Consider the following 25,568-nt stretch of genomic DNA (forward strand, 5'->3'; position numbering starts at 1 on the left):
CGTTTCTACCTCAGTTTCAGGGTGGCAAGGCCGATCAGCACCAGAATCACGGTGATGATCCAGAAGCGGACAATCACGCGCGGCTCGGGCCAGCCCTTGAGTTCAAAGTGGTGGTGAATCGGCGCCATGCGGAACACACGACGCCCGGTCAATTTGAAGGAAGCCACCTGGATGACCACCGACAGGGTTTCCATCACGAACACACCGCCCATGATGAACAGCACGATTTCCTGGCGAACGATGACTGCGATGGTGCCCAGGGCCGCGCCCAGCGCCAGTGCGCCGACGTCGCCCATGAAGACTTGTGCGGGATAGGTGTTGAACCACAGGAAGCCGAGGCCGGCACCGATCAGTGCGCCGCAGAACACAATCAACTCACCCGCGCCCGGTACGTAGGGGATCAGCAGGTACTCGGCGAACTTCACGTTACCCGACAGGTAGCAGAAGATGCCGAGCGCGCCGCCCACCATCACCGTCGGCATGATCGCCAGGCCATCGAGGCCGTCAGTCAGGTTGACCGCGTTGCTGGAGCCGACGATCACAAAGTAAGTCAGCACCACAAAGCCGATGCCCAGTGGAATGCTGGCGTCCTTGAGCATCGGGATGATCAAGGTCGTTTCCACTGCGCTCGGCGCTGTCGTGTAAAGGAAGATCGCGGCAGCAAGGCCGAATACCGACTGCCAGAAGTACTTCCAGCGGCTTGGCAGGCCCTTGGAGTTCTTCTCGATCACCTTGCGGTAGTCATCCACCCAGCCGATGGCGCCGAACAGCAGGGTCACCAACAGCACCACCCACACGTAGCGGTTGTGCAGGTCAGCCCACAGCAAGGTGCTGATACCGATGGACGACAGGATCAGCGCGCCGCCCATGGTCGGGGTGCCGGATTTGGACAAGTGCGACTGCGGGCCGTCATTACGAACCGATTGACCAATTTGCAGGTTCTGCAGGGTGCGGATCATCCACGGCCCCAGGAACAGCGACAAACACAACGCGGTCAGCACACCCAGGATCCCGCGCAGGGTCAGGTACTGAAAGACCGCGAAGCCTTTGTGGAACTGTTGCAGATACTCAGCCAGCAGCAGCAGCATTAATGTTTCTCCGTACTTGAGCCACACAAGGCCGCGACGACGTTTTCCATCACCGCGCTGCGCGATCCCTTGATCAAAATGGTTGTGTGTTTGTCGTGTTCAGCCGCCGTCAACGCCTGGATCAGTTCGGCCTGTGTGGCGAAATGCAGCGCGCCGGGGCCGAAGGTGTCGACGGCGTGAGCCATGTTCTTGCCAACGGCATAGAGCGCGTCGACTTTGCCTGCGGCGTAGGCGCCGACCTCGCGGTGGGACTGTTCGGCCCAGTCGCCCAGTTCGGCGATATCGCCCAGCACCAGCACTTTGCGACCGTCGAAACCTTTGAGCAGGTCGATGGCCGCGCAGACCGAGGATTGGTTGGCGTTGTAAGTGTCATCGATCACGCGCATGCCGTTGGTTGCCAGCTGTGCCACGGTGCGACCCTTGACCGGCTGCACCGCGCCCAGCCCCGTGGCGATACCGAACAACGACACGCCCAGGGCGTAGGCGGCGGCGGCGGCGGCCAAGGCGTTGGCAACGTTATGGTTGCCCAGCAGGTTCAATTGCACGTGTTCGTTGCCTTGCGGGGTGTGCAAGGTAAAAGAGGGGCAGCCACGGGCATCCACAGTGATGTTGGAAGCGTGGAAATCAGCCGCCGCGTTGAGCACGGCAAACGTCAGGACCTTGCGCCCGGCGGCACGTACACGCCAGGTTTCGAAAGCCTTGTCGTCAAGATTCAGTACAGCGGTGCCCGAGGCATCGAGGCCTTCAAGGATTTCACCCTTGGCTTCGACGATTTTTTCCGGGCCGCCGAACTCGCCGACGTGGGCGGTACCGGCGTTGTTGATGATCGCCACGTGGGGCTTGGTCAGCGCCACGGTGTAGGCAATTTCGCCGACGCGCGACGCGCCCAGTTCGATCACGGCCGCGGTGTGTTCCGGGGCCAGTTCGAGCAGGGTCAGCGGTGCGCCAAAATCATTATTCAGGTTGCCACGGGTGGCGTGCACCGGGCCGCGCGTACGCAGGACACCGGCGAGCAGTTCCTTGACCGTGGTCTTGCCGCTGGAGCCGGTGATGGCCGCAACGGGGTTGGTGAATGCGGCACGGTTCAACGCACCCAATTGGCCAAGGGCCAGGCGGGTGTCGGCGACCAGCAGTTGCGGCAGCGTGGAATCCGCGACTTCACGTTGCACCAAGGCACCGACGGCACCTTTGGCGGCGACTTCATTCAAGTAGTCGTGCCCATCAAAGCGCGGGCCAGCCAGGGCGACAAACAGTTGCCCCGGCTTGATGTTGCGACTGTCGATACTGACGCCATCGAAGCTGCAATCACTCGACACAACACGGGCCGACAGGGCCTGGGTCAGTTCGCTGAATTTCATCGCTTTAACCATGGGCGACCTCCCAGGCGGTCAAGGCGTGATCGGCCTCGACCAGATCGGAGAAGGCGTGGCGCTCGCCGTTGATTTCCTGATAGTCCTCGTGGCCCTTACCCGCCAGCACCACCACATCGTCAGCGCTGGCGCTGGCGATCAGTTGGGCAATGGCCGCGCCACGACCGGCAACGAAAGTGGCCTTGGACGCGTCGTTGAAGCCAACACGGATGTCGTCGAAAATCTGGCTCGGGTCTTCGCTGCGAGGGTTGTCGTCGGTGACGAGCACGCCATCGGCCAGGCGCTCGACAATCTCAGCCATCAAAGGGCGCTTGCCGCGATCGCGATCACCGCCACAGCCGAACAGGCAGAGCAATTTGCCCTTGGCGTGGGGACGCAGGGCCAACAGGACTTTTTCCAGGGCGTCCGGTGTGTGGGCGTAATCGACCACGACCAGCGGCTGCGTGCCGCCACCCAGGCGCTGCATGCGGCCAGCCGGGCCTTCCAGCTTCGGCAGCACGCGCAGGATCTCATCCAGGGCGTAATCGAGGCCGAGCAACGCGCCGACGGCGGCGAGGACGTTGCTCAGGTTGAAACGACCGAGCAGGCTGCTGCGCAAATGGTGCTCGCCCTGCGGCGTCACCAGCGTGGCGCGCACGCCTTCGTCATTGAATTGAGCTTCACGGCAATACAGGTAAGCGCTGGCGTCTTCCAGGCTATAGCTGATCAGGCGCGACTCGCGGTCTTCGGCAGCCAGCTGGCGGCCGAATTCGTCGTCCAGGTTCACCACGCGGCACTTGAGGTCGTTCCAGGCAAACAGCTTGGCCTTCTCGGCAGCGTAGGCTTCCATGGTGCCGTGGTAGTCCAGGTGATCGCGAGACAGGTTGGTCATCACGGCCACGTCGAACGCCAGGGCGGCAACGCGCCCCTGGTGCAAGCCGTGGGACGAAACTTCCATCGCAACCGCCTTGGCACCGGCCTTTTTCAGGTCGGCCAGGGTCGCTTGCACGGCTATCGGGTTCGGGGTGGTGTGCAGGCCGCTTTGCAGCGCGCCATAGAAACCCGTGCCCAGTGTGCCGACGATGCCGCAGTGCTGGCCCAACAGGTCAAGCGCCTGGGCAACCAATTGGGTGACGCTGGTCTTGCCGTTGGTGCCAGTGACACCGACCAGGTTGAGCTGGCGGCTCGGGTCGCCATAAAAGCGCCCGGCGATATCGGACAACTGCGCAGCCAGGCCTTTGACGGGAATCAACGGCACGTCAGTGATCGGCAGCACCGTAGCGCCATCCACTTCATAGGCCACGGCAGCTGCACCGCGCTGCAACGCATCCGCGATGTGCGCACGGCCATCGAATTTACCACCAGGCACGGCCAGGAACAGGTCACCGGCACGTACATTGCGGCTGTCCAGGCTCAGCTCGCGGATCAACAGATCGCGACCGGCGTGGGCAAAAATCTTGTTCAGGCTAAGAGACATCAGCCGCGCCCTCCATTGGCTTTTGCAGCAGCGGCCGGTGGACCGGCGTTCGCTTGTTGGGTCGGCGGCAAGTTGTCCGGCGTGATGTTCATCAGGCGCAGGGTGCCGGACATCACTTTGCTGAACACCGGCGCCGATACCAGGCCACCGAAGTAACCGGCCTTGCTCGGTTCATCGATCACCACAACGATGGCGTAGCGTGGATCGCTCATCGGGCCGAAGCCAGCGAACAGCGAACGGTAAGAGTTTTCGGCGTAGCCCTTGGTGCCTACCGACGTCTTACGCGCAGTACCCGACTTGCCGGCCACGTGATACGCCGGCACCTGGGCACGGAATACGCCGCGTGGCGCTTCGATCACTTGTTGCAGCATGCCTTGCATGGTCTTGGCGACGTTTTCCGGGATCACCTGAGTGGCTTTCGGGGCTTCGTCGACATGAATCAGGCTCAGCGGAACCATGCGGCCGTTATTCGCCAATACAGAGAACGCGTGGGCCAGTTGGATCGCGGTCACCGACAGGCCATAGCCATAGGAAAGCGTGGCGGTCTCGGCCTTTTTCCAATCGCGATAGTTGGGCAGGTTGCCCACGCGCTCGCCTGGGAAATCCAGGCCGGTGGGTTGGCCCAAACCGATCTTCTGCGCCAGGTGGTAGATGGTTTCGCCGCCGATATCAAAGGCGACCTTACTCATGCCCACGTTACTGGAGTTGATCAGGATACCTGTCAGATCCAGCACCGGACCTTCGGTGCGCGACACGTCACGAATGGTGTATTTGCCCAACTGCAGGGTGCCGGGATACACCTCGACCTTGTCGCTGGGCTTCCAGCGCCCGGTTTCGAGGGCGGCGCTCATGGAGATGGCTTTCATGGTCGAACCCGGTTCGAACACGTCGATCATCGCGCGGTTGCGCATCATCGCCGGCTGCAGGTTGCGACGGTTGTTGGGGTTGTAGGTCGGCTGGTTGACCATGGCGAGGATCTCGCCGGTCTTCACGTCCATGATCACCAGGCTACCGGCCTTGGCGCCGTTCTCTATGATCGCGTTACGTAGCTCGCGGTTGGCCAGGTACTGCAGGCGCAGGTCAATCGACAACGCCAAGGGCTTACCGGCCTTGGCGTTTTTGGTGACTTGGACATCCTTGATCAGTCTGCCGCGCCGATCCTTGATGACTTGTCGTTTGCCGGGAACCCCGGCGAGCCATTCATCGTAGGCGAGTTCCACGCCTTCACGGCCGTGGTCATCAATATCGGTGAAGCCGACCATATGCGCGGTGGTTTCACCGGCCGGGTAGAAACGACGGAATTCCTCGATGCCGTAGACACCGGGGACTTTAAGGTCGAGCACCTGCTGGCCCTGTTCAGGCGTCAAGCCACGAACCAGGTAGATGAATTCTTTATTGGCCTGGGCTTCGAGGCGTTCGGCCAAGGCTTTCGGGTCCTGGCCCAGGGCGGCAGCCAGTTGTGGCCACTTGTCCTTGGCGACCTGCAATTCCTTGGCGTTGGCCCACAGGGTGGTCACCGGCGTACTCACGGCCAGGGGCTCGCCGTTACGGTCGGTGATCAGGCCGCGGTGCGCTGGAATAGGGATATGGCGCAGGCTGCGGGCATCGCCCTGGCCGATCAGGAAGTCACGGTCGACCACTTGCAGGTCGATGATCCGCCAGGCGATCGCACCCACCATCAATGCCAGCAAGCCGAGCATCAGGCGGAAGCGCCAAGGGTAGAGTGCGCCTTCGAGTTTCATCATGGCGCCACCATGCGGACTTCGGCTGCGCCCGGGATGTGCATTTTCAACTGTTCGGTGGCCAGCACTTCGATACGGCTGTGGGCCGTCCAGGTGCTTTGTTCCAGGATCAGTCGGCCCCACTCCGCTTGCGCCTTGTCACGCACACTCAGTTCCCCGTACAGGGTATTGAGCAGTTGACGGTTGTAGTGCGCGCTGTAGGACACCGCAATCGCGGAAACCAGCACGCCGACAAACAGCAGCAACATAAAGAAGCTGCCGCCCGGGAGGGGCTTGGCGAAAAGCTTGCTCACCGCAACTTCTCCGCGACGCGCATGACGGCGCTACGGGAACGTGGGTTGGCCTTGAGTTCGGCTTCTGAAGCGAACTGCGCTTTGCCATGGATTTTGATTTTCGGCACAAAGGCTTCGAAACGTACCGGCAGGTTGCGCGGCAGGTTATCGGACTCACCCTTGACCAGGCGACGCATGAACAGTTTGACGATACGGTCTTCCAGGGAGTGGAAGCTGATCACCACCAGGCGACCGCCCACTTCCAGCGCCTCAAGGGCAGCCTCGAGGCCGGCCTCCAGGTCGCCCAATTCGTTGTTGACGTGAATGCGCAGGCCCTGGAATGCGCGGGTTGCCGGGTTCTTGCCCTTTTCCCATGCAGGGTTGGCGACCTTCAGCACTTCGGCCAGGTCGGCAGTGCGTTCGAACGGCTGGATTTCGCGGCGCTCGACCACGGCGCGGGCCATGCGTCCGGCGAAACGCTCTTCACCGTACTCCTTGAACACGCGGGCAATTTCTTCCACCGGCGCGGTGGCGATGAACTGTGCAGCGCTGACACCACGGGTCGGGTCCATGCGCATATCGAGCGGGCCGTCGTTCATGAAACTGAAGCCGCGCTCCGGGTCGTCAAGCTGTGGTGAAGACACGCCTAGGTCGAGCAAAACCCCGGCCACCTTGCCCGCCATGCCACGCTCGGCGACTTCGGCACCCAGCTCGGCAAAGCTACGCTGCACAACGACAAAGCGGCCGTCTTCGGCCGCTAGCGCTTGCCCGGTGGCAATCGCTTGAGGGTCTTTGTCGAACCCGAGGAGCTTACCGTCTGACCCGAGCTGGCTGAGTATCAACCGGCTATGCCCGCCCCTGCCGAACGTACCGTCCAGATAGCAGCCATCCGCGCGTACGGCGAGAGCCTCAACGGCTTCGTCAAGCAGTACGGTGATGTGGTTAAAGCCGCTATCAATAGTCACAGGATCAAATCACGCAGTTCATCAGGCATGGCGCCCGGTTGTTGAATAGCAGCCAGGTCAGCTGCAGAAACAGCATCCCAGGCATCTTCGTCCCACAATTGGAACTTGTTCAGTTGGCCGACCAGCATTGCGCGCTTGTCCAGCTTGGCGTACTCGCGCAAGCGCGGCGGCACCAGGAAACGACCACTGCCATCGAGTTCGAGGTCGACGGCATTACCAATCAGCAAACGCTGCAGGCGGCGGTTTTCTTCACGCAATGAAGGCAGGGCGCGCAATTTGGTTTCAATCAACTCCCACTCATCGAGCGGGTAAACACACAAACAAGGGTCAACAGCATCGATCGTAATGATCAACTGCCCGGAACTTCGCGAAATGAGCTCGTCACGATACCGGCTCGGCATGGCGAGACGGCCTTTTGCATCGAGACTGATAGCGTTAGCTCCGCGAAACACAGATGCGTTTCTCCAAATTTTAGCGTTTTACGTTCAAAAAACCCACTTTGTGCCACTTTCCGCCACTTGCGCACACTATAGGAATGCGCCCACCACACCGTCAAGGCGCGGATTCAAGGAAAAGCCTTACAGAACGGAGATTTAGGAGCGTAAAAGGAGGAGAAACCAGAGTTCGGCGATGTTTTTGGCTCATCAAGCACAAATAGCTCAAAGAGCTATGGCCTAAAGTTAAAGTAATTTATTAAGAGTAAGATTTTTTTGGTATTACGAAGATGCATCTGCCAATGATTTGGCAGGGAGGGATTCTTGCGTTACTACCGGGTTTCTGCCCGAGATTCGGACAGAAGGAAAAAGGTGGAGAGTCGATCTATAAGCCGGGTTCTGTCTTGAACAGTCATTCGTCTACGATGGCCATCACTGGACATCTTTAGCAACCTACCCGGTCCCAGCGCGGGCCACGCCTTGGGACCCTATTTGGTCTTGCTCCAAGTGGGGTTTACCTAGCCACGAACTGTTGCCAGTCGTGCGGTGCGCTCTTACCGCACCTTTTCACCCTTACCGGCACCGAAGTGCTTAGGCGGTTATTTTCTGTGGCACTTTCCGTAGGCTCACGCCTCCCAGGCATTACCTGGCACTTCGCCCTATGGAGCCCGGACTTTCCTCCCCCCCCTAATTCTCATAGAGGGCAGCGACTGTCCAATCGACTCTCCGCCGCGCAGGTTAACGGCACGGCGGACTTAGGACAAGTAATAAAAGTTCAGAATTGCCATCACGTTCAGACGCAATACAGGTTTAACCCCGGAACTATTCGGCTTTCTGTTTATCCAGCGCAGCCTGGTACAAGAGGTTCTTGCGCACGCCGGTAATTTCCGCCGCCAGGGCCGCCGCACGCTTAAGGGGCATCTCCTTGAGCAACAGGTCCAGGATGCGCATGGCCTCGCTACCTACCGCGTCTTCATCCTCCGGCGCGCTCCAGCCCGCCACCAGTACCACACATTCGCCGCGCTGCTGATTGCTGTCGCCTTCGACAAACGCGCGCAGTGCCTCCAGCGGCAGGCCCTTGAGGGTCTCGAAGGTCTTGGTCAGCTCGCGGGCCAGCAGTGCCAGGCGCTCGCCACCAAACACCAGCTCCATGTCCTGCAGGCATTCAAGGATGCGATGCGGGGCTTCATAGAAGATCAAGGTACGCGGTTCTTCCTTCAACGCTTGAAGCCGCGCACGCCGCCCCACGGCTTTGGCCGGCAGAAAACCTTCGAAGATAAAACGGTCGGAAGGCAAGCCGGCCGCCGACAATGCTGCGATCAGCGCGCACGCTCCCGGAACTGGCACTACATTGATACCAGCGGCCCGCGCTTGGCGCACCAGATGGTAGCCAGGGTCGGAGATCAGCGGCGTACCCGCGTCGGAGATCAGCGCCACATCGTCGCCTGCCAGCAGGCGCACGATAAAACGGCTGCCTTCTTCGCGCTCGTTGTGCTCATGGCAGGCCGCTAATGGCGTGCTGATACCAAAATGCTGCATCAAACGCTGGGAGTGCCGAGTGTCTTCAGCCGCGATCAATTTAACGTCGCGCAACACCTTCAATGCCCGGGCACTGATGTCGTCCAGGTTGCCAATGGGCGTCGCCACGACAAAAAGCGAGCCTGCAGTGGAATTCAAAGGACCTGGAGCAGTCAAAACGCACACCTCGATGGTTGGCAAAAGCGACATTGTAGCGCGTAGGCGCCTTGAAAATATGCCATCACGGCCGATGCCTTTCACGCCGTTAATAGCCAACTGCAACATTTGCACGACCTAAATCGACGGTTTCACGCCAGTAACATCGCGCCTGGGCCAGTGCTTGGGTACAATTCCACGCTAATTTGATCGGTATCAGGAACACTTACATGATCGCTTGCCTGCGGCTGCTCTCCGCCCTCTGCCTCGCTGCCTTGCTGGCCGCGTGTGCCAGCTCGCCCTCGTCCAGCCTTGGCGACCTTCCACGGACCCCGGACGCCAGTATCGAGCAACTGCTCGAACAGGCCACCACCGCCAAGACGCCAGAAAAGGCGGCATTGCTGCGCCTGAGTGCGGCAGACATGGCCTACAAACAGAACAACCCCGGCCGCTCGTCGCAGATTCTTGCGCAGGTGCCCCTGGATGTCCTCAAGCCGGCCGCGCAAGTGTTTGCCAGCACCCTGGCCGCCGAACTGGCCATGGCGCGCAATCAGCCCAAGGCGGCGTTGACCGCCCTGAACCACCCGAGCCTGCAAAGCCTGAAGGACCTGCCGCCTGAACAGCAGATCCGTACCGGCAGCGTACACGCCCGTGCTTATGAAGCCGACGGCCAGACCCTGGCGGCCGCGCGGGAACGTGTCGCCATGGCCCCGCTGCTCACGGGCGATGCCGCCAAAGCCAACCACGAAGCCATCTGGGTATTGATCGCCGCGCTGCCGGCCGAACAGTTGCAAGCCAGCGGCAACCCGGTGCTGGACGGCTGGATTACCCTGGCCCAGTCGGTCAAGGGCGCCGGCACGCTGGAGCAACAACAGGCCGCCATCGACACCTGGCGCGCACAGAACCCGGGCCACCCGGCCGCCGTGCAATTGCCGACGCCGCTGACCAAGCTCAAGGAACTGGCCAGCCAACCGCTGACCAAGATCGCCTTGCTGCTGCCGCAGGATGGCCCCCTGGCCTCCGTCGGCAAAGCGCTGCGCGAAGGCTTCATGGCGGCGCACTACCAGGCTGAACAAGCCGGGCAGAAGCCACCGGTGATCGAGTTCTACGACAGCTCGCGCCTGACCTCCCTCGATGACTTCTACGCCAAGGCCCAGGCTGCCGGCGTGCAACTGGTGGTCGGCCCGCTGGAAAAACCGCTGGTCAAACAGCTCAGCGCCCGCCCACAACTGCCCATCACCACCCTCGCGCTGAACTACAGCGAGACGGACCAGGGCCCGGCTCAACTGTTCCAGTTCGGCCTTGCCGCAGAAGACGAAGCCCGCGAAGTGTCGCGTCGCGCCCGTGCCGACGGCCTGCACCGCGCCGCAGCGATGGTGCCGCGTGGCGAATGGGGTGAGCGTGTCTACAAGGCCTTCCGCCAGGATTGGGAAGCCAATGGCGGCACGGTTGTTGGCGTCGAGTACGTTGACCAGCCGGTTGCCCTCGCCCAGCAGATTGCCGATTTGTTCCAACTGCGCAAAAGCGAAGGCCGCGCCAAGAGCCTGCAAAGCACCGTCGGTACCGACGTAGCCGCGCAGCCATCGCGTCGCCAGGACATCGAGTTCATTTTCCTGGCCGTCACGCCGCAACTGGCCCAGCAGATCAAGCCGACCCTGAACTTCCAATACGCCGGCGATGTGCCGGTGTACGCCACGTCCCACGTGTTCAGCGCCAGCGGCGACAAGAACCAGTACCTGGACATGACCAATGTGATGTTCTGCGAAACCCCTTGGCTGCTCAACACCACCGACCCGCTGCGCAACCAGGTTGCCGCACAATGGCCGCAAGCCAACGGCAGCCTTGGCCGCCTGTACGCAATGGGCGTCGATGCCTACCGTCTGGCGCCGCGCCTGGGCCAGCTCAAGGCACTGCCGGATACCCGTGTCGACGGTCTTTCGGGCAACCTGGGCATCAGCGCCAACCAGCGCGTTGATCGCCAGATGCCATGGGCCAAGTTTGTCGGCGGCGAGATCCAGCGCCTGCCGGATACCCCGCGCTGATGCCCGAGCGGTCCAGCGCACAAAGCGGCAAGGACGCCGAGCTTCACGCCCTCAAGCACTTGCAACAACAAGGTCTGCGCCTATTGGCGCAGAACTGGTTATGTAAACGTGGCGAGCTTGATCTGGTCATGCTTGACGGCGATACAGTAGTATTTGTCGAAGTCCGCTACAGAAAACACGCACAATGGGGTGGCGCGCTCGCCAGTATCGACGGGCGCAAGCGTCAGAAACTGATACTCGCCGCGCAGTTCTTCCTGCAAAAAGAGCATCGCTGGGCCGACGCCCCCTGCCGTTTCGATGTGGTTGCCATAGAAAGCACACCGTCTGGTCAGGCTGATCTGAACTGGCTCAAAAATGCCTTCGACAGCTGATTCGCCGGACATCTTCACCACACACTTTTGCTCTTTGCTTTGCGGGCTGCACATTCCTGTGCCGAACAGCCGCGCTACTTAAGGTCACACAGATGGACATGCAATCCCGAATTCGCCAGCTTTTCCAGGCCAGTATCGACACCAAGCAACAGGCGATGGACGTACTTGCACCGCACATCGAGCAAGCCAGTCAGGTCATGGTCAATGCCTTGCTCAACGAGGGCAAAATGCTTTCGTGCGGCAACGGCGGTTCGGCCGGCGATGCCCAGCATTTCTCGTCCGAGTTGCTCAACCGCTTCGAGCGTGAGCGTCCGAGCCTGCCGGCTATCGCCTTGACTACCGATTCGTCGACGATCACCTCGATTGCCAACGACTACAGCTACAACGAAATCTTCTCTAAGCAGATCCGCGCCCTGGGCCAACCAGGCGATGTGCTGCTGGCGATTTCCACCAGCGGCAACTCGGCGAATATTATTCAAGCGATCCAGGCCGCACATGATCGCGAAATGATTGTCGTAGCATTGACCGGACGCGATGGCGGCGGCATGGCCTCGCTGCTGTTGCCTGAAGACGTGGAGATTCGCGTCCCGGCCAATGTCACCGCACGTATCCAGGAAGTCCACCTGCTGGCGATCCACTGCCTGTGCGATCTGATCGACAGCCAACTGTTTGGGAGTGAAGAATGACCGTTAACCGCCTCAGCCTTTTGGCCATCACCCTGTGCCTCGCTATCAGCGGCTGCAGCACGGCCATCACTGCAACACGTGACACCCCTATTCAGGATGACAAGGGCACCCGCACCTTCGGCAGCAAGATCGATGACTCGCTGATCGAAACCAAGGTCGAAGTCAACGTCGCCAAGGCCGCGCCCGACCTGGGCAACGGTGCTTCGCGCATCGTGGTGACCAGCTTCAACGGCGTTGTGCTGCTCGCCGGCCAGACCCCACGTGCCGACCTCAAGGCCCAGGCCGAGCAAGCCGCCGCCGCGGTACAGCGCGTGAAGAAGGTGCACAACGAACTGCAGGTGATGGACCCGATCACCCTGCTGGCCATCAGCAACGACGCCTTGCTGACCACCAAGATCAAGGCACAGATGCTCACCGATAATGCGATCCCAGGTTCGCGCATCAAGGTCGTGACCGACAACGGTATCGTCTACCTGATGGGCCTGCTCACCCAAGCCGAAGCCACTCGCGCCGCCAACCTGGTGCAGGGTGTGTCCGGCGTGCAAAAAATCGTCAAGGTCTTCGAGTACATCGATTGATCTAACCGACGGCCACAAAAAAGGGCGCCCTACTCAGGCGCCCTTTTTTATTAGCGAATGTTTACTGGTACTGCGAGTACGGGTTGCCCTGGAACTGGTTGTTCTGCTGCGGCGCCTGTTGCTGGGCACCTGGCTGACCGTACTGCTGGCCTGGGATCGGGCCAAGGTTCACTTCCACGCGACGGTTCTGTGCACGGCCGTTGACGTCGGCGTTGCTGGCAATCGGGTTATCCGGGCCGGCACCGCGAGCGCTCAGGTTGGTCGGGCTGACACCTTGCGAGGTCAGGTAGTTGGCCACGCTCTGCGCGCGACGCTGGGACAGGTCCATGTTCAACTGGCGGCTACCGGTGCTGTCGGTGTAGCCGACAATCTGGATAGTGTTCTGGTTGAACTGCTTGAGGGAGTTGGCCAGGTTGTTCAGCGGCTGGTAGAAGCTGCTGGAGATCGCATCCGAGTTGGTTGCGAAGGTGATGTTGCCCGGCATGATCAGCTTGATCTGGTCGCCCTGGCGCTGAACTTCAACACCGGTATTGGCCATGCTTTCACGCAGTTTCTTTTCCTGCTGGTCGGCGTAGTAGCCGTAGCCCGCAGCGCCGAGACCGGCAATCGCACCACCGATCAGCGCGCCCTTGCCACGGTTGTTATGGTCGATGGCCGCGCCGGCCAATGCACCGGCCAGGGCGCCCAGCCCACCGTACTTGGCGGTCTTGCTCATCCCGCCAGACTCATTACTTGCCTGCCCCTGGCTGCTGCCGTCATAAGGGTTAGGGGATGCGCAGCCGGACAACAAGGCTACGCAGGTAGCGACAACAAGCAGACGACGCGAAGTGAACATGAAGGGAGCTCCTACTTTTGCATTCTATGGTGCAAAGGACATTGGCAATGGACCTGTGCCGAGTTTGGAACGCGACAAACGGTAAAAATTCCGTGGGTACAGAAACCGTAGCAGACGCTCGCTGAACACGACCTGAGTTTTTTGCGACAACGCTTGCCTGTTATAGAACAGCCCCTGAGAGGTAATTATTCCTTCACGCTCGCACGAAAGGGTTCTCACGCATTTCATCCCCCAAGCGGGTATCCGGCCCATGACCGGTAACCACCGTCGCGCCCTCATCCAAGGTGTACAGGCGTTGCTTGATCGAACGCACGATGGTGGCCTGGTCGCCACCCCATAAATCCGTGCGGCCCACCCCTCGACGGAACAGCGTATCGCCGGCAATCAGCAGCTTCGCATCGGCAAACCAGAAGCTCATCGACCCGGGTGTATGCCCCGGCGTGTGCAACGCCACGCCGCAGCCACACGCCAGCTCTTCATCGTCTTCCAGCCAACGGTCCGGCGACGGCACCGGGGTGTAGGGCACACGAAACATCTGGCATTGCATTTCCAGATTGTCCCAGAGGAATTGATCCTCTTTGTGCAGGTGCAAGGTGGCGCCGGTCTTCTCCTTCAACTGGCCCGACGCCAGGAAGTGATCCAGGTGAGCATGGGTGTGGATGATGCTGACCACCTTGAGACCCAGGGCATCGAGGCGTGCCAGGATCAATTCATGGTTGCCGCCCGGATCGACCACGATGGCTTTCTTGCTGATCGGGTCGCCGATGATGGTGCAGTTGCACTGTAGGGGACCTACGGGAAAGGTTTCGCGGATGAGGGTCGGCTTGGCAAGTTCCATTAAGGGGCTCTCGTGCAAATGAAATGTCGTTTTCGGACGAATTTCGCCAGAATAATTGCACTATTAAAACAGACTGGGGCCGCTTAGCAGCCCAACGCGAGCAAGCTCGCTCGCCACAGGACACCTCTAACCAATCAGCCTCAGCTCCTGCGCCCGCGCCACCGCCTGCGTACGCCGCTCCACACCCAGCTTGCTGTTGATATGGCTCGCGTGGGTCTTGACCGTGTGTAAAGAGATGAACAGCCGATTGCTGATCTCCTGGTTGGAACACCCCTGGGCAATCAATTGCAGCACCGCCAGCTCGCGCGCACTCAAGGTCTCGTGGGTCGATGCGGCCTCCACCACCACGACCGCCGGCAACAGCGCAAGCAGGCTCTGGATCAGCAGGCCATGGGGGACTTTGGCGAGTTGTTCGCGCATCCAATCCGGGTGCTTTTCCAGCAAACGCTGGAAAGGTTGCAACGCGCCACCGGCCCCCGCTTCCAGTGCCTGGGCGAGTATCGGACGCGCCTTGGCTTCCTGGCCGCTTTCCAACAGCAGTTGCGCCTGTTGAGTGAGAGCCATGAGGGCGATCATCTGGCGTCCGCTGTTGTGGGCCTGTTGCGCCAACGCCTCAAGGCGTTGCAGCGCCGCGGCGGGTTGGTGCCGAGTGGCGTCCAACGCGGCTTGTTGCAATCCGATGTGCTGCGGCAGATGTGGGTGAAACTCCGGTGCGGCGGCGGCATGCTCACCGTTGTAGGTCTGGCCCAGGCGAGTCAGCCAGGCGTCGGCCAGGTCGGTGCGCCCCTGGGCCAACCACAGCTCGCACTTGATCAGGGTGATCATCGCCAGGTAGTAGATCGGTGGCACGTCCCAGATATGCATCAGGCGCTCGGCCTCGGCGAGTTCGGCAAAGGCTTTGGCGAAGTCACCGCGGCGCCCTTCGAAACTGGCGATCACACAATGGCCGATCAACACGCTGATATCGCGGCAAGCGCGGGCTTCGGCAAGGCCGGCGCGCAGGCGCGCGAGCCCGGCCTCGGGCTGGAACCGCACCAGCAGCAAATAACCTTCATAGAGCGATAAGCGCGCACGCACCGCGTACAACCGCTGCGGCGCCAGGCCGTGCAAGCGTTGCAGGCCCTGGCGCACCTCGTCCAGGGCGCGCAGGATTTCACCGCGCGCCTGCAACACCCGCGCACGGTCGTAATGGGCCAGGGCCTCGAACAACGGGTTGCCGACGCGCTGTGCCAGTTCCAGGGATTCGCGATTCAAGCCACGGGCACGCCACAGGTCGGCATCGACAATCGCCAGGTTGGAGAGGGTCGACAAGCACATCAGCCGCTGGCCATAACGCCGTTGCGGCAGGCTTTCCAGGGCTTCGCTGCAATAGCGTTGGGTCAGCTCGCGATCACCCCGGCCCCGGGCGATGATCCCGCTCAGCGCCAGCCATTGGGCCAACATCGATTTTTGCGCGGTGGCCGACGGTGCCGGCAGGAAGCGGCTGAGGTAGCTGGACAATTCTTCCGCCGCGTCCAACTGGCAGGCCAGGCCCAAGGCCCAGCTGTAGAGCACGATCAACCGAGGCGTGCTGATCAGCAGGCTGTCGGGCAAGTCCATTTTCCAGCGCAGCAGCATGCCGACATTCTGCTCGGCCAACAGCTGCTCTTCGGACAGGTTCTGCACCAGATTGGCCGCCACATCCAGGTGACCGGCGCGCAAGGCTTGCTCCACCGCCTCATCGATCAAGCCTTGGGCATTGAACCAGCGGCAGGCGCGCAGGTGCAGGCTGGCGGCCGGCAGCACATTGCTACTGGCGCGTCGGGTGCGCAATAGGTCGGAAAACAGATGGTGATAACGGTACCAGTGGCCCTGCTCGTCCAGGGGCACCAGGAACACCTGGTGGGCTTGCAGGTAACGCAGGATGTCGGCGCTGTCATGGGCTTCACGCACGGCGTCGCAGAGTTCGCTGCAAAAACGATCCTGCGGCGCGGTGTCGTAAAGAAACGCCTGCACGTCGGCCGGCAGGCAGTCGATGACTTCTTCCAGCAAGTAATCGCGGATCAACCCTTCGCCACCGTGCAGGCTTTGTGGCAAGGCGCCGTCACTGCCGGCTTCGGACGCGGCCAGTAACCAGAAGCGCAGGCCGGCGACCCAGCCTTCGCTGCGGCGGATCAGGTTGTCGAGGGCTTCGCCGCGTAACGAACTGCTGTGGCGATCAAGCACCGCCAGGGATTCGTCGTGCGTCAGGCGCAGATCTTGCTCATGCAGCTCCAGCAGGTGGCGCGATAACCGCAGCCGCGCCAGATGCCAGTCCGGGCGCTGGCGGCTGGTGACCAGTACCACCAGGCCATCAGGCAGATGGTTGAGGAAAAACTGCAGGCAACGGTCGAGCACCGGCCCTTGGGCCAGATGGTAATCGTCCAGCACCAGCAACAGCGGCGCGCGGGTGGACAGCTGCACGGTCAGCTCATCGAGCACGCCGTCCAGCCATTCTTCAAAGGCAAAGGGTTGGTGGCGCTGGCGCATTTTCAGCAGGCCCAGGGACTGGGCGCCAAGTTGCGGGAAGAATTGCTGCAAGCCGTCGAGCAGGCGCTCGAGGAAACGCCCAGGGTCGTTGTCCCGTGGGCTCAAGCCCAGCCACAGGCTTTGCCAATGGGCCGGGAGGCTCTGGCAGAACTCCACCGCCAACGAACTCTTGCCGAAGCCCGCCGGCGCGCTGACCAGCAGCAACCGCCCTTCCAACCCGGCACTCAGCCGCTCGCACAGGCGCGGGCGCAGCACGTAGCCGTCAGGCAGGGGTGGCCTGTAGAAGCGACCTTCCAGGGTGGGGATTACCGCACTGGCAGGCCCTTGGATTCGGGACAGATCAGTCATCGCCGGGCTCTTGTAGAAGGCTGTTGTCGGCATTGCAGATGTCCGCAGACTAGCGGTAAAAGCGGCAGGTTTGTAGATCTTTGCAACATTTGCCTGAAAAGAACTGCGACAAAAAATCTCCTCACAAAAAAGTAGGAGCCGGCTTGCTGGCGATGCAGGCACCTCGGTGTGTCTGTCACACCGAGGGGATGCTATCGCTGGCAAGCCAGCTCCTACAGAGGACGGCTCCCAGATTGGGGGGCTTGGGCTTAGCGGACGCCGTCCTGGCGCAGGGCTGCCGGGGTGAAGTCGCTGGTGGTGGCGGTGAAGCCGAAGTCATACGCCTGCTTCTCTTCGTTCTTCATGCCCAGCGCCAGGTAGCGGCCAGACTGCAGGTCGTAGAGGGTTTCCAGGGCATACCACGGCACTTGCTTGTCGTAGTAGTTCTCGGCATGGGCTTCGGCGACGCGCCACAGTTGGCCACGACCGTCGTAGTGGTCGATAACCGCCGCTTGCCAGGTGTCTTCATCGATGAAGAAGTCACGCTTGGCGTAGATGTGGCGCTGGCCTTCCTTCAGGGTGGCGACCACATGCCAGACGCGGCGCAGCTCGTAGCGGGTCAGGTCCTGGTTGATGTGGCCGGCCTTGATGATGTCGGCGTACTTGAGCTTCGGATCGTCGATCTTGTAGCTGTTGGAGGCGATGTAGATTTCTTTTTTGCCTTCCAGCTTCCAGTCGTAACGATCCGGTGCACCGTTGTACATGTCGAGGTTGTCGGAGGTACGCAGGCCGTCGGCGGCAGTACCCGGGCCGTCATAGGACACTTGTGGCGCCCGACGAACGCGGCGCTGGCCGGCGTTGTAGACCCACGCCGAACGCGGTTCCTTCACTTGGTCCAAGGTTTCGTGCACCAGCAGCACACCACCGGCCAGGCGCGCTGGCGCGGTCACTTGTTGCTTGAAGTAGAACAGCACGTTGCCCGGATTTTTCGGGTCGAAGTCTTTCATTTTGTCGCGGAACACGAACTGGTCTTTGAAATACACCAGGCTGAACGAGCCGTTGGTTTGCGGCGTGGCCTGGGTGACCAGGCGGGTCACGCTGCCGCCGCGATAACGGGTGATGTGGTTCCAGATCACCTCAACGCCGCTTTTTGGAATCGGGAACGGCACGGCGGTTTCAAAGTTTTCCAGGCCGTTGCCGCCAGACACCAGGTTGGTGGTGGTGGCGTTCTTCTTGATGGCCGCAAACACATCGGCCGGCACGGTAGCGCCGCGATGAGTCGGGTAGACCGGCATCTTGAAGGTCTCCGGGTAACGCTTGAACATCGCGTACTGCCCCGGCGCCAGCTTGTCTTTGTACTGCTCGACGTTTGCCGCAGTGATGGTGAATTGCGGTTGCTCACTGGCGTACGGGTTAGCCAGGAACCCACGGGCATCGACGGCACCGGCGTTGGTGGGCAGTGGCGACCATTTTGGAATGGTGCCGGCGGCGTTGCCGGCCATTTCGGCGCCCATCGGGGTCAGGGTCGTGCCCAGCTTGGCGGCTTCATCCGCCGAGACTGCCGCCATGACGTTGCTCGCCAGGATCGACAGCCCAAGCACACCCACGTGCAACAGACTTTTGGTTATTTTCATCTTCTGGTCTTCCTGAAATGCGTGTGCTTAGAAGTTGGCGCCGAAGCTCAAAGCGACGAAGTCGCGGTCATCCACCGTACTGAACTTGCCACCAAAGAAGTTGGTGTAGGCCAGGCTGGCGGTGTAGGTGTTCTGATACTCGGCATCCAGGCCCAGGCTGACCGCCTTGCGACCTTCTTCGAAGTTACCGCCAGGGCCTGGCGAGTAACCTTTGACGTCGTGGGACCACGCCACGTTTGGCTTGAGGTTGACGCCGGCGAACACGTCCGGGTATTCCCAGATGGCGCGAGCGCGGTAGCCCCAGGAGGTGGCGGTGGTGTAACCGTCGTTGTTGCAGTTGGTGTTCAGGCTGGCGGCGTTGGCCAAACCACCCCCTTGCGCTGTGGAGTTGTTGAGCGTGTTGCAGAAACCACCTGGCAACGAACCCGGGCCAAAGACCGGGTCACGGCCATAACGGGCATCGGATTTACTTTCGAGCCCACCGACGTGGGTCACGCCGATTTCACCGACGGTGGTCAAGCGGCTGGCGCCCATGACTTGATCGAAGAAGTGCGTGAAGGTGGTTTGGAACTGGGTGACTTCCTTCCGGTTGTAGCCGTGCAGGTCCTGGCCGGGTTTGCCTTTGAGCACCGACGCGTTGCCGTAACCAGGAATCGGCGTGACACCCGCGAAAAGGATGTCGGTCGTGCTCAGTTGCACAGGCGCATTCGGCCGATAGCTCAACTCGCCACTCCAGGCAGTGCCAGTAGGCAGCGTGGTGGAGAAGCTCAAGCCGTAGAGGCGGATATCTTCCGGATACTCGACGAAGTAGTTGGAGTTGCCCGCGACAATCAGCGGGTTATTCGTTGCATAAACAGAGGGTCGCGCGCCTTGTGCACTAAAGATCGGCGCCCGGCTGTGGTAGTTCATGAAATAAGCACCGAACTCTGTGTCCAGAGGCTCATAGTTGTAATGAAATGCAGCGCCGAACTGGCCGCTGTCGCGAGCGTCACGGTCCGGACCACGACGAACCAGGACGCCCTCATTGTTAACGTCCACACCAAACGCTCCCAGACCCGCCAGTTGGGCTGGAGTCAAGGTGCGACGGCTGTTCAGCACGCGCAGATTATTAGTGCAACCGTCAGAAATCACATCGGGCTGGGAGAAGAACGTGCCGCAGTTATCGGTAACCGTCTGGTCCCACTCAAGCTGATAGAACGCTTCGGCCGAGAGATTATCGGTCAAGGTTTGTGACACATAGAACATGTTGACCGGGATCAAGCCTTCCTTAATCTCGGCGCCGGGACGACGGAACGCAGACACGTCGATCGGGTTGATAGAGTTGATGCCGCCACCGATGAAGGTACTTTCACCCCAGCTCACTACCTGCTTGCCGAAACGCACATTGCCTGGCTGATCGGCAACGCTGTAGTTGTGGTAAATGAACGCATCGAGAATCTGCCCGCCAGAGGACTTGGCGCCTTCTTTGCGGTTGTTGTCACTGATGTCCTTGAAGGGACGGCTTTCGTCTTTGAGCTCAAAGTCATACCAGTACTTGCCCCGCACAAACACACCGGTATCGCCATACTTCAGTTCCAGGTCATGAATGCCCTTGAAAATCTTCGAGAAGGTCTCCCCACGCTTGAAGTTCAAGTGACCGTCATCGGAGGTCTGGGACAGGCCCTTGCCACCGTTGTTGACACCAATCAGATCGCTGTTGGGCTTGGCCGTCGACCAGCTCGCACCCACGGAAAGAGACGAGTCAAAACTCCCTTCGATTTCACCGATATTGAAACTGACGCCGAATGCGGGCCCGGCGAGCGTAGAGGCGAGACTGACGGCCAGGGGCAGTCTTGCCCGGCGCCAGAACTGGTTTACTGAGGTCATCGACGCTACTCCATGTGCATTATTGTTATGGCAGTGAGTTCTTTCTGTGATGCGTGTAACGGCCGGAATACAACGATTCCAATGCCGCTCGGCAGTCGAGCCCCCATGGCCCGTAGCGGAACATCCGTGAAAAACTCTGGAAGGGACTATAGCCAGCAGGGGGTAGTGCTTGATCCCTCTAAAGTGTGATTTGCATCACCGACCCGTCTGCCACGACCCTTTCGCCACGTCGACGAAGGTCGACGCGGCAAGGATGGCTGAAAATCGGCAAATCACAAGTGAAGGCGCGAGATAGAGCATTGCCGTGCCATACGGGCACGGCGAACCGGCTCAGAGGGTGGACAGGAAGGTACTGTTGTTGGCCTGCCATTCGATGATGTCGATACGGATACGTTTTTTGTCGAGTTTTCCTACACTCGTCTTGGGAATTTCCGTAACAACGGCGATCTGGCTCGGAATCGCCCACTTGCTCAAGTGGCCCAGCTCCACAAACGGCTTGAGGTGTTCCTTGAGCTCGCGGGCCCCTATCACATGGCCATCACGCACCACCAGCAAGGCAAACGGGCGCTCGCCCCATTGCGGGTCGGCAATGCCCACCACCGCTACTTCGCGTACCGCCGGGTGGCGACTGACCAGGTCTTCGAGGGCCAGGGAAGAGATCCACTCGCCGCCGGTCTTGATCACGTCCTTGATGCGGTCGCGAATGTCGATCACGCCGAAGGCATCCAGCGTGGCCACGTCGCCGGTGTGCATCCAGCCGCCCTCCCACAGTTCGGCGCCCTTTTGTGGCTCGTTGAAATAGCCTTCGCTGAGCCACGGCGCGCGCAATACCAGCTCGCCCTGGGACTCACCGTCGGCCGGCAGGAAGTTGCCGTCACTGTCGATGATCGCAGCTTCTACCAACGGCCCGGGCACGCCGGCCTTGATGCGGTAAGTCGTGCGTTCATCCTCGCTGCCCGCCATCAGCTCTTCGTTGAGGTGGGCGCAGGACACCAGTGGCCCGGTCTCGGACATACCGTAGGCGGCAGTCAATTGAATCCCGCGTGCCTTGGACGCCTCATACAGCGAACGATTGAGCGCACTGCCGCCAATGACGATTTTCCAGCCACCGAAATCCACGTCCTGGGCAGCCTTGGCATTGAGCACCATTTGCAGGATGGTCGGCACGCAGTGGGAGAAGGTGACCTTTTCCTTGCGCCACAGCTCCACCAGGTATTCCGGGTCGTAACGGCCGGGATAGACCTGCTTCAGGCCCAGCATGGTCGCCACGTACGGCAACCCCCAGGCGTGCACGTGGAACATCGGCGTGATCGGCATGTACACATCGTTGGTGCCCAGCAGCCGCACACTGTCGACGCTGCCCATGATGGTCGCCACGCCCATGGTGTGCAGCACCAGTTGGCGGTGAGTGAAGTACACGCCCTTGGGGTTGCCGGTGGTACCGGTGGTGTAGAAAGTGGTGGCGACGGAGTGTTCGTCGAAGTCCTGGAAGTCATACTTCGGGCTGGCGGCCGCCAGCAGGGTTTCATACTCGCCGACCAGGTTGGGCAGCTCGGCGGTCTTGGCATCCCCGTCGGTGAGCAGCAGCGTCTTGTCGACTGTGGTCAGGTGCCCCGCAATCGCCTGGTAGAGCCCCACGAACTCACTGTTGACCAGCACGAAGCGGTCCTCGGCATGGTTCATGGTGTACAGGATCTGTTCCGGCGACAGGCGCACGTTGATGGTGTGGATCACCGCGCCGATCATCGGGATGGCGAACATGCACTCCAGGTAACGATGGCTGTCCCAGTCCATCACCGCCACGGTATCACCAGCCTTGACGCCCGCCTCGGTCAGCACATTGGCCAGCCGCGCGACCCGCTCGATCAGGGTCGGGTAGGTGTAGCGCAGTTTGTCGCGGTAGACGATTTCCCGGGTCTTCTCGTAACGGGTGCCGGACATCAACAGGCGTTTGATCAACAGCGGGTACTGGTACGCACCTTCGGCGGGCGGGATAACACGGGTCTGCAACATACGAATCCCTTTTTATGACTGCACAGTCTTGGCTTGAAGATCTGCACTTTAGAGACCTTATGTTTCAGCCAAATCAGCCAAAGGAATGATTTGCAGACCCCAATGGATGCTAGCTTTGCGCCAGCATCCGGCCTATTTCATGCTGGTGAAAGCCAGCTTTACCCCAATCGCAATCAACACCGCGCCCATGGTCCGATCAAACCAATGCCCCATCCGCGCAAACCCGGCGCGCACGCGCTGCTGGCTGAACAACATCGCCACCAGGCAGAACCACAGCGCCGTCGCCACCGCCAGGTACACGCCGTAACCGGCCTGGATCGCCAGCGGCGTGTGCGGGTTGATCACCACGGTGAACAGCGACAGGAAAAACAGCGTGGCCTTGGGGTTCAAGCCATTGGTCACGAAACCGGCTGTGAACGCGCCGCGCGGGGTCCGCTCGCCGGCTTCGCGGTGCAGCTCGCCCTCGGCGGCAGGCTTGGCCGGCTGCGCGCGCAGGGCCTTGAAGCCGATGTACAACAGGTAGGCCGCCGCCGCCCACTTGAGCGCGTTGAACAGCACGATGGACTGGGAGACGATCAAGCCGATACCGAGCAACGAGTAACCCACGTGCAGGAAAATCGCCGACCCCACACCCAGTGCGGTCCAGGTGCCGGCGCGGCGACCGTGGGTAACACTTTCACGCACCACCACCGCGAAATCCGGGCCAGGGCTGGCCACCGCCAATAAGTGAATCAGGGCTACGGTCAAGAACTCGGCGGCGTACATGCTCACTCCAATTAAGTAACTGATTATTTCATCTGATAGGCTCGGCAGATTACGCCTTCGAACCCTGTCGCAAAAGGTACAGTTGATGACGAACAATCGCCGCGCCGTCTTCCTTGATCATCCGTCCCTGGACCTGGGGGACCTTGACCTCAGCGACCTGCGCAATAGTTTCAGCGAGTTGCAGCTGTTTTCGAACACCACGCCGCAGAACCTGGTTGAACGCCTGCAGGGCGCCCAAGTGGTGATCAGTAACAAGATCGCCCTCAACAGCGCAACCCTGGCGGCCTCCCCGGAACTCAAGTTGATCCTCGTCTCGGCCACCGGCACCAACAACGTCGACCTCGAAGCCGCCCGCGCCCATGGCATCACTGTAAGCAACTGCCAGGGCTATGGCACACCATCGGTGGCGCAGCACACGATCATGCTGCTGCTCAACCTGGCCACGCGCTTGAAGGATTACCAACGGGATGTTAGCGCCGGCAAGTGGCAGGAGGCCAAGCAGTTCTGCCTGCTCGACCACCCCATCGTCGAACTGGAAGGCAAAACCCTCGGCCTGCTCGGCCATGGCGAGTTGGGCGGCGCCGTGGCACGCCTGGCCGAAGCCTTCGGCATGCGCGTGCTGCTCGGCGCTATCCCGGGCCGCCCTGCCCGTGCCGACCGCGTGCCACTGGATGAACTGTTGACCCAAGTCGACGCCCTCACCCTGCATTGCCCGCTCAACGAACACACCCGCGACTTTATCGGCGCCCGTGAACTGGCGTTGCTCAAGCCCGGCGCGTTTGTGGTCAATACCGCACGCGGTGGCTTGATCAACGAGCAAGCCTTGGCCGACGCCTTGCGCAGCGGTCATCTGGGCGGTGCGGCCACCGATGTGCTGAGCGTGGAGCCGCCGGTCAACGGCAACCCGCTGCTGGCCGGCGATATCCCCCGCCTGCTCGTCACGCCACACAATGCCTGGGGCAGTCGCGAAGCGCGCCAACGCATCGTCGGCCAACTGGCGGAAAACGCCCGGGGCTTTTTCAGCGGCGCCCCGCTGCGCGTTGTGAGTTGATAAACTGCGCCCCTTTTCAAGGAGCAGACCATGGATCCGCGCAGTGAAGTACTGCTTCGTCAGGCCGAACTTTTTCAAGGCAACCTGCTGTTGGTGGGGTTGCCTGCCGACGACCTGCTCGGCCGCCTGCCCAACGCCCACGGTTGGAGCTGGCATGCCGGCGACCAGGCGGCGCTTGATGCACGCTTCGCCGAGCGCAGCCACTTTGGCGTAAACGTGCCGGAGCGCGCCTTTGAGGCGGCGGTGATCTTCCTGCCCAAGTCCAAGGACCTGACCGACTACCTGCTCAACGCTGTGGCCTCTCGCTTGCCCGGCGCCGAGTTGTTTCTGGTCGGCGAGAAAAAATCCGGCATCGAAAGCGCCGCCAAGCAGATGATCCCTTTCGGCAAGCCCCGCAAGCTCGACAACGCGCGGCACTGCCAGCTGTGGCAGGTCACTGTGGCCAACGCGCCGCAAGCGGTCGAGCTGGAAAGCCTGGCACAGGTCTTCGAGGTACCGCTGGCCGAAGGCCCGCTGAAGGTGGTGAGCCTGCCAGGCGTGTTCAGCCACGGTCGACTGGATCGCGGCACCGAGCTGTTGCTGGAGCACCTGGACAAGCTGCCAAGCGGCCATTTGCTGGACTTCGGTTGTGGCGCCGGGGTACTGGGGGCTGCGGTCAAACGTCGCTACCCGCACAACAGCGTGACGATGCTGGATGTGGACGCCTTTGCCGCCGCCAGCAGCCGCCTGACCCTGGCCGCCAACGGCCTGGAAGCCGAGGTGCTGACCGGTGATGGCATCGATGCCGCGCCGATGGGTTTGAACGCGATTTTGAGCAACCCACCGTTCCATGTCGGCGTGCATACCGATTACTTCGCCACTGAGAACCTGCTGCGAAAAGCGGCTAAACACCTGGCAAAAGGTGGCGAACTTCGCTTGGTCGCCAACAGCTTCCTGAAGTACCAGCCTTTGATCGAAGAGCATCTGGGCGTGTGTGCGGTGAAGGCCGAAGGCAACGGTTTTCGTATCTACCGTGCCAAGCGCGGCTGACGGGCGTTTGAAAAAGAAGGCTTG

21 protein-coding genes and 1 other RNA gene are annotated in these 25,568 nt (G+C 61.0%); 6 read left to right on the forward strand and 16 right to left on the reverse strand.

From position 1 onward, the window contains the following. Positions 1–5: 5 nt before the first annotated feature. The 9 genes from mraY to rsmI all read right to left on the reverse strand — a co-directional run bounded on the left by mraY (position 6) and on the right by rsmI (position 9,055). The gene (mraY, locus tag AC0IYN_RS05540) at positions 6–1,088 is read right to left on the reverse strand and encodes a phospho-N-acetylmuramoyl-pentapeptide-transferase (protein ID WP_071491183.1); all 1,083 of its coding nucleotides are present in this window, start codon (positions 1,086–1,088) and stop codon (positions 6–8) included. Next, positions 1,088–2,458 (reverse strand): UDP-N-acetylmuramoyl-tripeptide--D-alanyl-D-alanine ligase, encoded by a 1,371-nt coding sequence (locus AC0IYN_RS05545; RefSeq protein WP_471840759.1) that lies wholly within the window; start codon positions 2,456–2,458, stop codon positions 1,088–1,090. Before AC0IYN_RS05545 ends, mraY begins: the two co-directional genes overlap by 1 nt. Further along, positions 2,451–3,914, reverse strand: coding sequence for a UDP-N-acetylmuramoyl-L-alanyl-D-glutamate--2,6-diaminopimelate ligase (locus tag AC0IYN_RS05550; protein ID WP_471840760.1), 1,464 nt, complete (start codon positions 3,912–3,914; stop codon positions 2,451–2,453). The genes AC0IYN_RS05545 and AC0IYN_RS05550 overlap by 8 nt, the downstream gene beginning before the upstream one ends. Continuing rightward, the gene (locus AC0IYN_RS05555) at positions 3,914–5,656 is read right to left on the reverse strand and encodes a peptidoglycan D,D-transpeptidase FtsI family protein (protein WP_406596994.1); all 1,743 of its coding nucleotides are present in this window, start codon (positions 5,654–5,656) and stop codon (positions 3,914–3,916) included. Before AC0IYN_RS05555 ends, AC0IYN_RS05550 begins: the two co-directional genes overlap by 1 nt. Continuing rightward, positions 5,656–5,949 (reverse strand): cell division protein FtsL, encoded by a 294-nt coding sequence (ftsL, locus tag AC0IYN_RS05560; protein ID WP_003216203.1) that lies wholly within the window; start codon positions 5,947–5,949, stop codon positions 5,656–5,658. Before ftsL ends, AC0IYN_RS05555 begins: the two co-directional genes overlap by 1 nt. Next, complete coding sequence (gene rsmH / locus AC0IYN_RS05565) at positions 5,946–6,893, reverse strand: 16S rRNA (cytosine(1402)-N(4))-methyltransferase RsmH (protein WP_012722289.1); 948 nt, start codon at positions 6,891–6,893, stop codon at positions 5,946–5,948. Before rsmH ends, ftsL begins: the two co-directional genes overlap by 4 nt. Beyond that, positions 6,890–7,345, reverse strand: a complete 456-nt coding sequence (mraZ, locus tag AC0IYN_RS05570) for a division/cell wall cluster transcriptional repressor MraZ (protein WP_003171868.1) — start codon at positions 7,343–7,345, stop codon at positions 6,890–6,892. The genes rsmH and mraZ overlap by 4 nt, the downstream gene beginning before the upstream one ends. 354 nt (positions 7,346–7,699) lie before the next feature. Then, positions 7,700–8,053: RNase P RNA component class A (rnpB, locus tag AC0IYN_RS05575), an RNA gene on the reverse strand. Positions 8,054–8,149: 96 nt separating this feature from the next. Next, positions 8,150–9,055: a 16S rRNA (cytidine(1402)-2'-O)-methyltransferase gene (rsmI, locus tag AC0IYN_RS05580; protein ID WP_177409475.1), complete on the reverse strand. Its 906-nt coding sequence runs from the start codon at positions 9,053–9,055 to the stop codon at positions 8,150–8,152. A 176-nt stretch (positions 9,056–9,231) separates the two neighbouring features. Between rsmI and AC0IYN_RS05585 the strand changes: the two genes are divergently transcribed. The 4 genes from AC0IYN_RS05585 (at position 9,232) to AC0IYN_RS05600 (ending at position 12,678) form a co-directional block, all read left to right on the forward strand. Continuing rightward, on the forward strand, positions 9,232–11,043 hold the full coding sequence (locus AC0IYN_RS05585) for a penicillin-binding protein activator (protein ID WP_457248137.1): 1,812 nt from the start codon (positions 9,232–9,234) through the stop codon (positions 11,041–11,043). Beyond that, positions 11,043–11,414: a YraN family protein gene (locus AC0IYN_RS05590; protein ID WP_078046953.1), complete on the forward strand. Its 372-nt coding sequence runs from the start codon at positions 11,043–11,045 to the stop codon at positions 11,412–11,414. Before AC0IYN_RS05585 ends, AC0IYN_RS05590 begins: the two co-directional genes overlap by 1 nt. Positions 11,415–11,506: 92 nt before the next feature. Then, entirely contained in the window at positions 11,507–12,100 is a 594-nt protein-coding gene (locus tag AC0IYN_RS05595; RefSeq protein ID WP_007904374.1) for a phosphoheptose isomerase, read from the forward strand. After that, positions 12,097–12,678, forward strand: coding sequence for a BON domain-containing protein (locus AC0IYN_RS05600; protein ID WP_012722284.1), 582 nt, complete (start codon positions 12,097–12,099; stop codon positions 12,676–12,678). Before AC0IYN_RS05595 ends, AC0IYN_RS05600 begins: the two co-directional genes overlap by 4 nt. Positions 12,679–12,739: 61 nt before the next feature. Here AC0IYN_RS05600 and AC0IYN_RS05605 read toward each other — a convergent pair whose 3' ends face one another. The 7 genes from AC0IYN_RS05605 to AC0IYN_RS05635 all read right to left on the reverse strand — a co-directional run bounded on the left by AC0IYN_RS05605 (position 12,740) and on the right by AC0IYN_RS05635 (position 23,464). Beyond that, positions 12,740–13,513 carry a YiaD family glycine zipper/OmpA-like lipoprotein gene (locus tag AC0IYN_RS05605; protein ID WP_406596962.1) on the reverse strand — a complete coding sequence of 258 codons (774 nt, stop codon included), beginning with the start codon at positions 13,511–13,513 and terminating at the stop codon, positions 12,740–12,742. Between the two features lie 193 nt (positions 13,514–13,706). Continuing rightward, positions 13,707–14,351, reverse strand: coding sequence for an MBL fold metallo-hydrolase (locus AC0IYN_RS05610; RefSeq protein ID WP_406596961.1), 645 nt, complete (start codon positions 14,349–14,351; stop codon positions 13,707–13,709). 126 nt (positions 14,352–14,477) lie between these two features. Next, positions 14,478–17,207 carry a winged helix-turn-helix domain-containing protein gene (locus AC0IYN_RS05615; RefSeq protein ID WP_471840764.1) on the reverse strand — a complete coding sequence of 910 codons (2,730 nt, stop codon included), beginning with the start codon at positions 17,205–17,207 and terminating at the stop codon, positions 14,478–14,480. Between the two features lie 248 nt (positions 17,208–17,455). After that, positions 17,456–18,820: a DUF1329 domain-containing protein gene (locus AC0IYN_RS05620; protein WP_078046915.1), complete on the reverse strand. Its 1,365-nt coding sequence runs from the start codon at positions 18,818–18,820 to the stop codon at positions 17,456–17,458. Between the two features lie 27 nt (positions 18,821–18,847). Next, positions 18,848–20,686, reverse strand: a complete 1,839-nt coding sequence (locus tag AC0IYN_RS05625) for a DUF1302 domain-containing protein (RefSeq protein ID WP_406596959.1) — start codon at positions 20,684–20,686, stop codon at positions 18,848–18,850. 330 nt (positions 20,687–21,016) lie between these two features. Beyond that, positions 21,017–22,699 (reverse strand): fatty acid--CoA ligase, encoded by a 1,683-nt coding sequence (locus AC0IYN_RS05630; protein WP_406596958.1) that lies wholly within the window; start codon positions 22,697–22,699, stop codon positions 21,017–21,019. A 132-nt stretch (positions 22,700–22,831) separates the two neighbouring features. Continuing rightward, positions 22,832–23,464, reverse strand: a complete 633-nt coding sequence (locus AC0IYN_RS05635) for a LysE family translocator (RefSeq protein ID WP_010213066.1) — start codon at positions 23,462–23,464, stop codon at positions 22,832–22,834. Positions 23,465–23,549: 85 nt separating this feature from the next. On the opposite strand from AC0IYN_RS05635, the gene AC0IYN_RS05640 reads away from it, so the two are divergent. Next, positions 23,550–24,515 carry a 2-hydroxyacid dehydrogenase gene (locus tag AC0IYN_RS05640; RefSeq protein ID WP_471840766.1) on the forward strand — a complete coding sequence of 322 codons (966 nt, stop codon included), beginning with the start codon at positions 23,550–23,552 and terminating at the stop codon, positions 24,513–24,515. Between the two features lie 30 nt (positions 24,516–24,545). Continuing rightward, positions 24,546–25,544: a class I SAM-dependent methyltransferase gene (locus AC0IYN_RS05645; protein ID WP_099494062.1), complete on the forward strand. Its 999-nt coding sequence runs from the start codon at positions 24,546–24,548 to the stop codon at positions 25,542–25,544. Positions 25,545–25,568 lie beyond the last annotated feature (24 nt).

The sequence above is a fragment of the Pseudomonas sp. AC112 genome, from assembly GCF_979253545.1.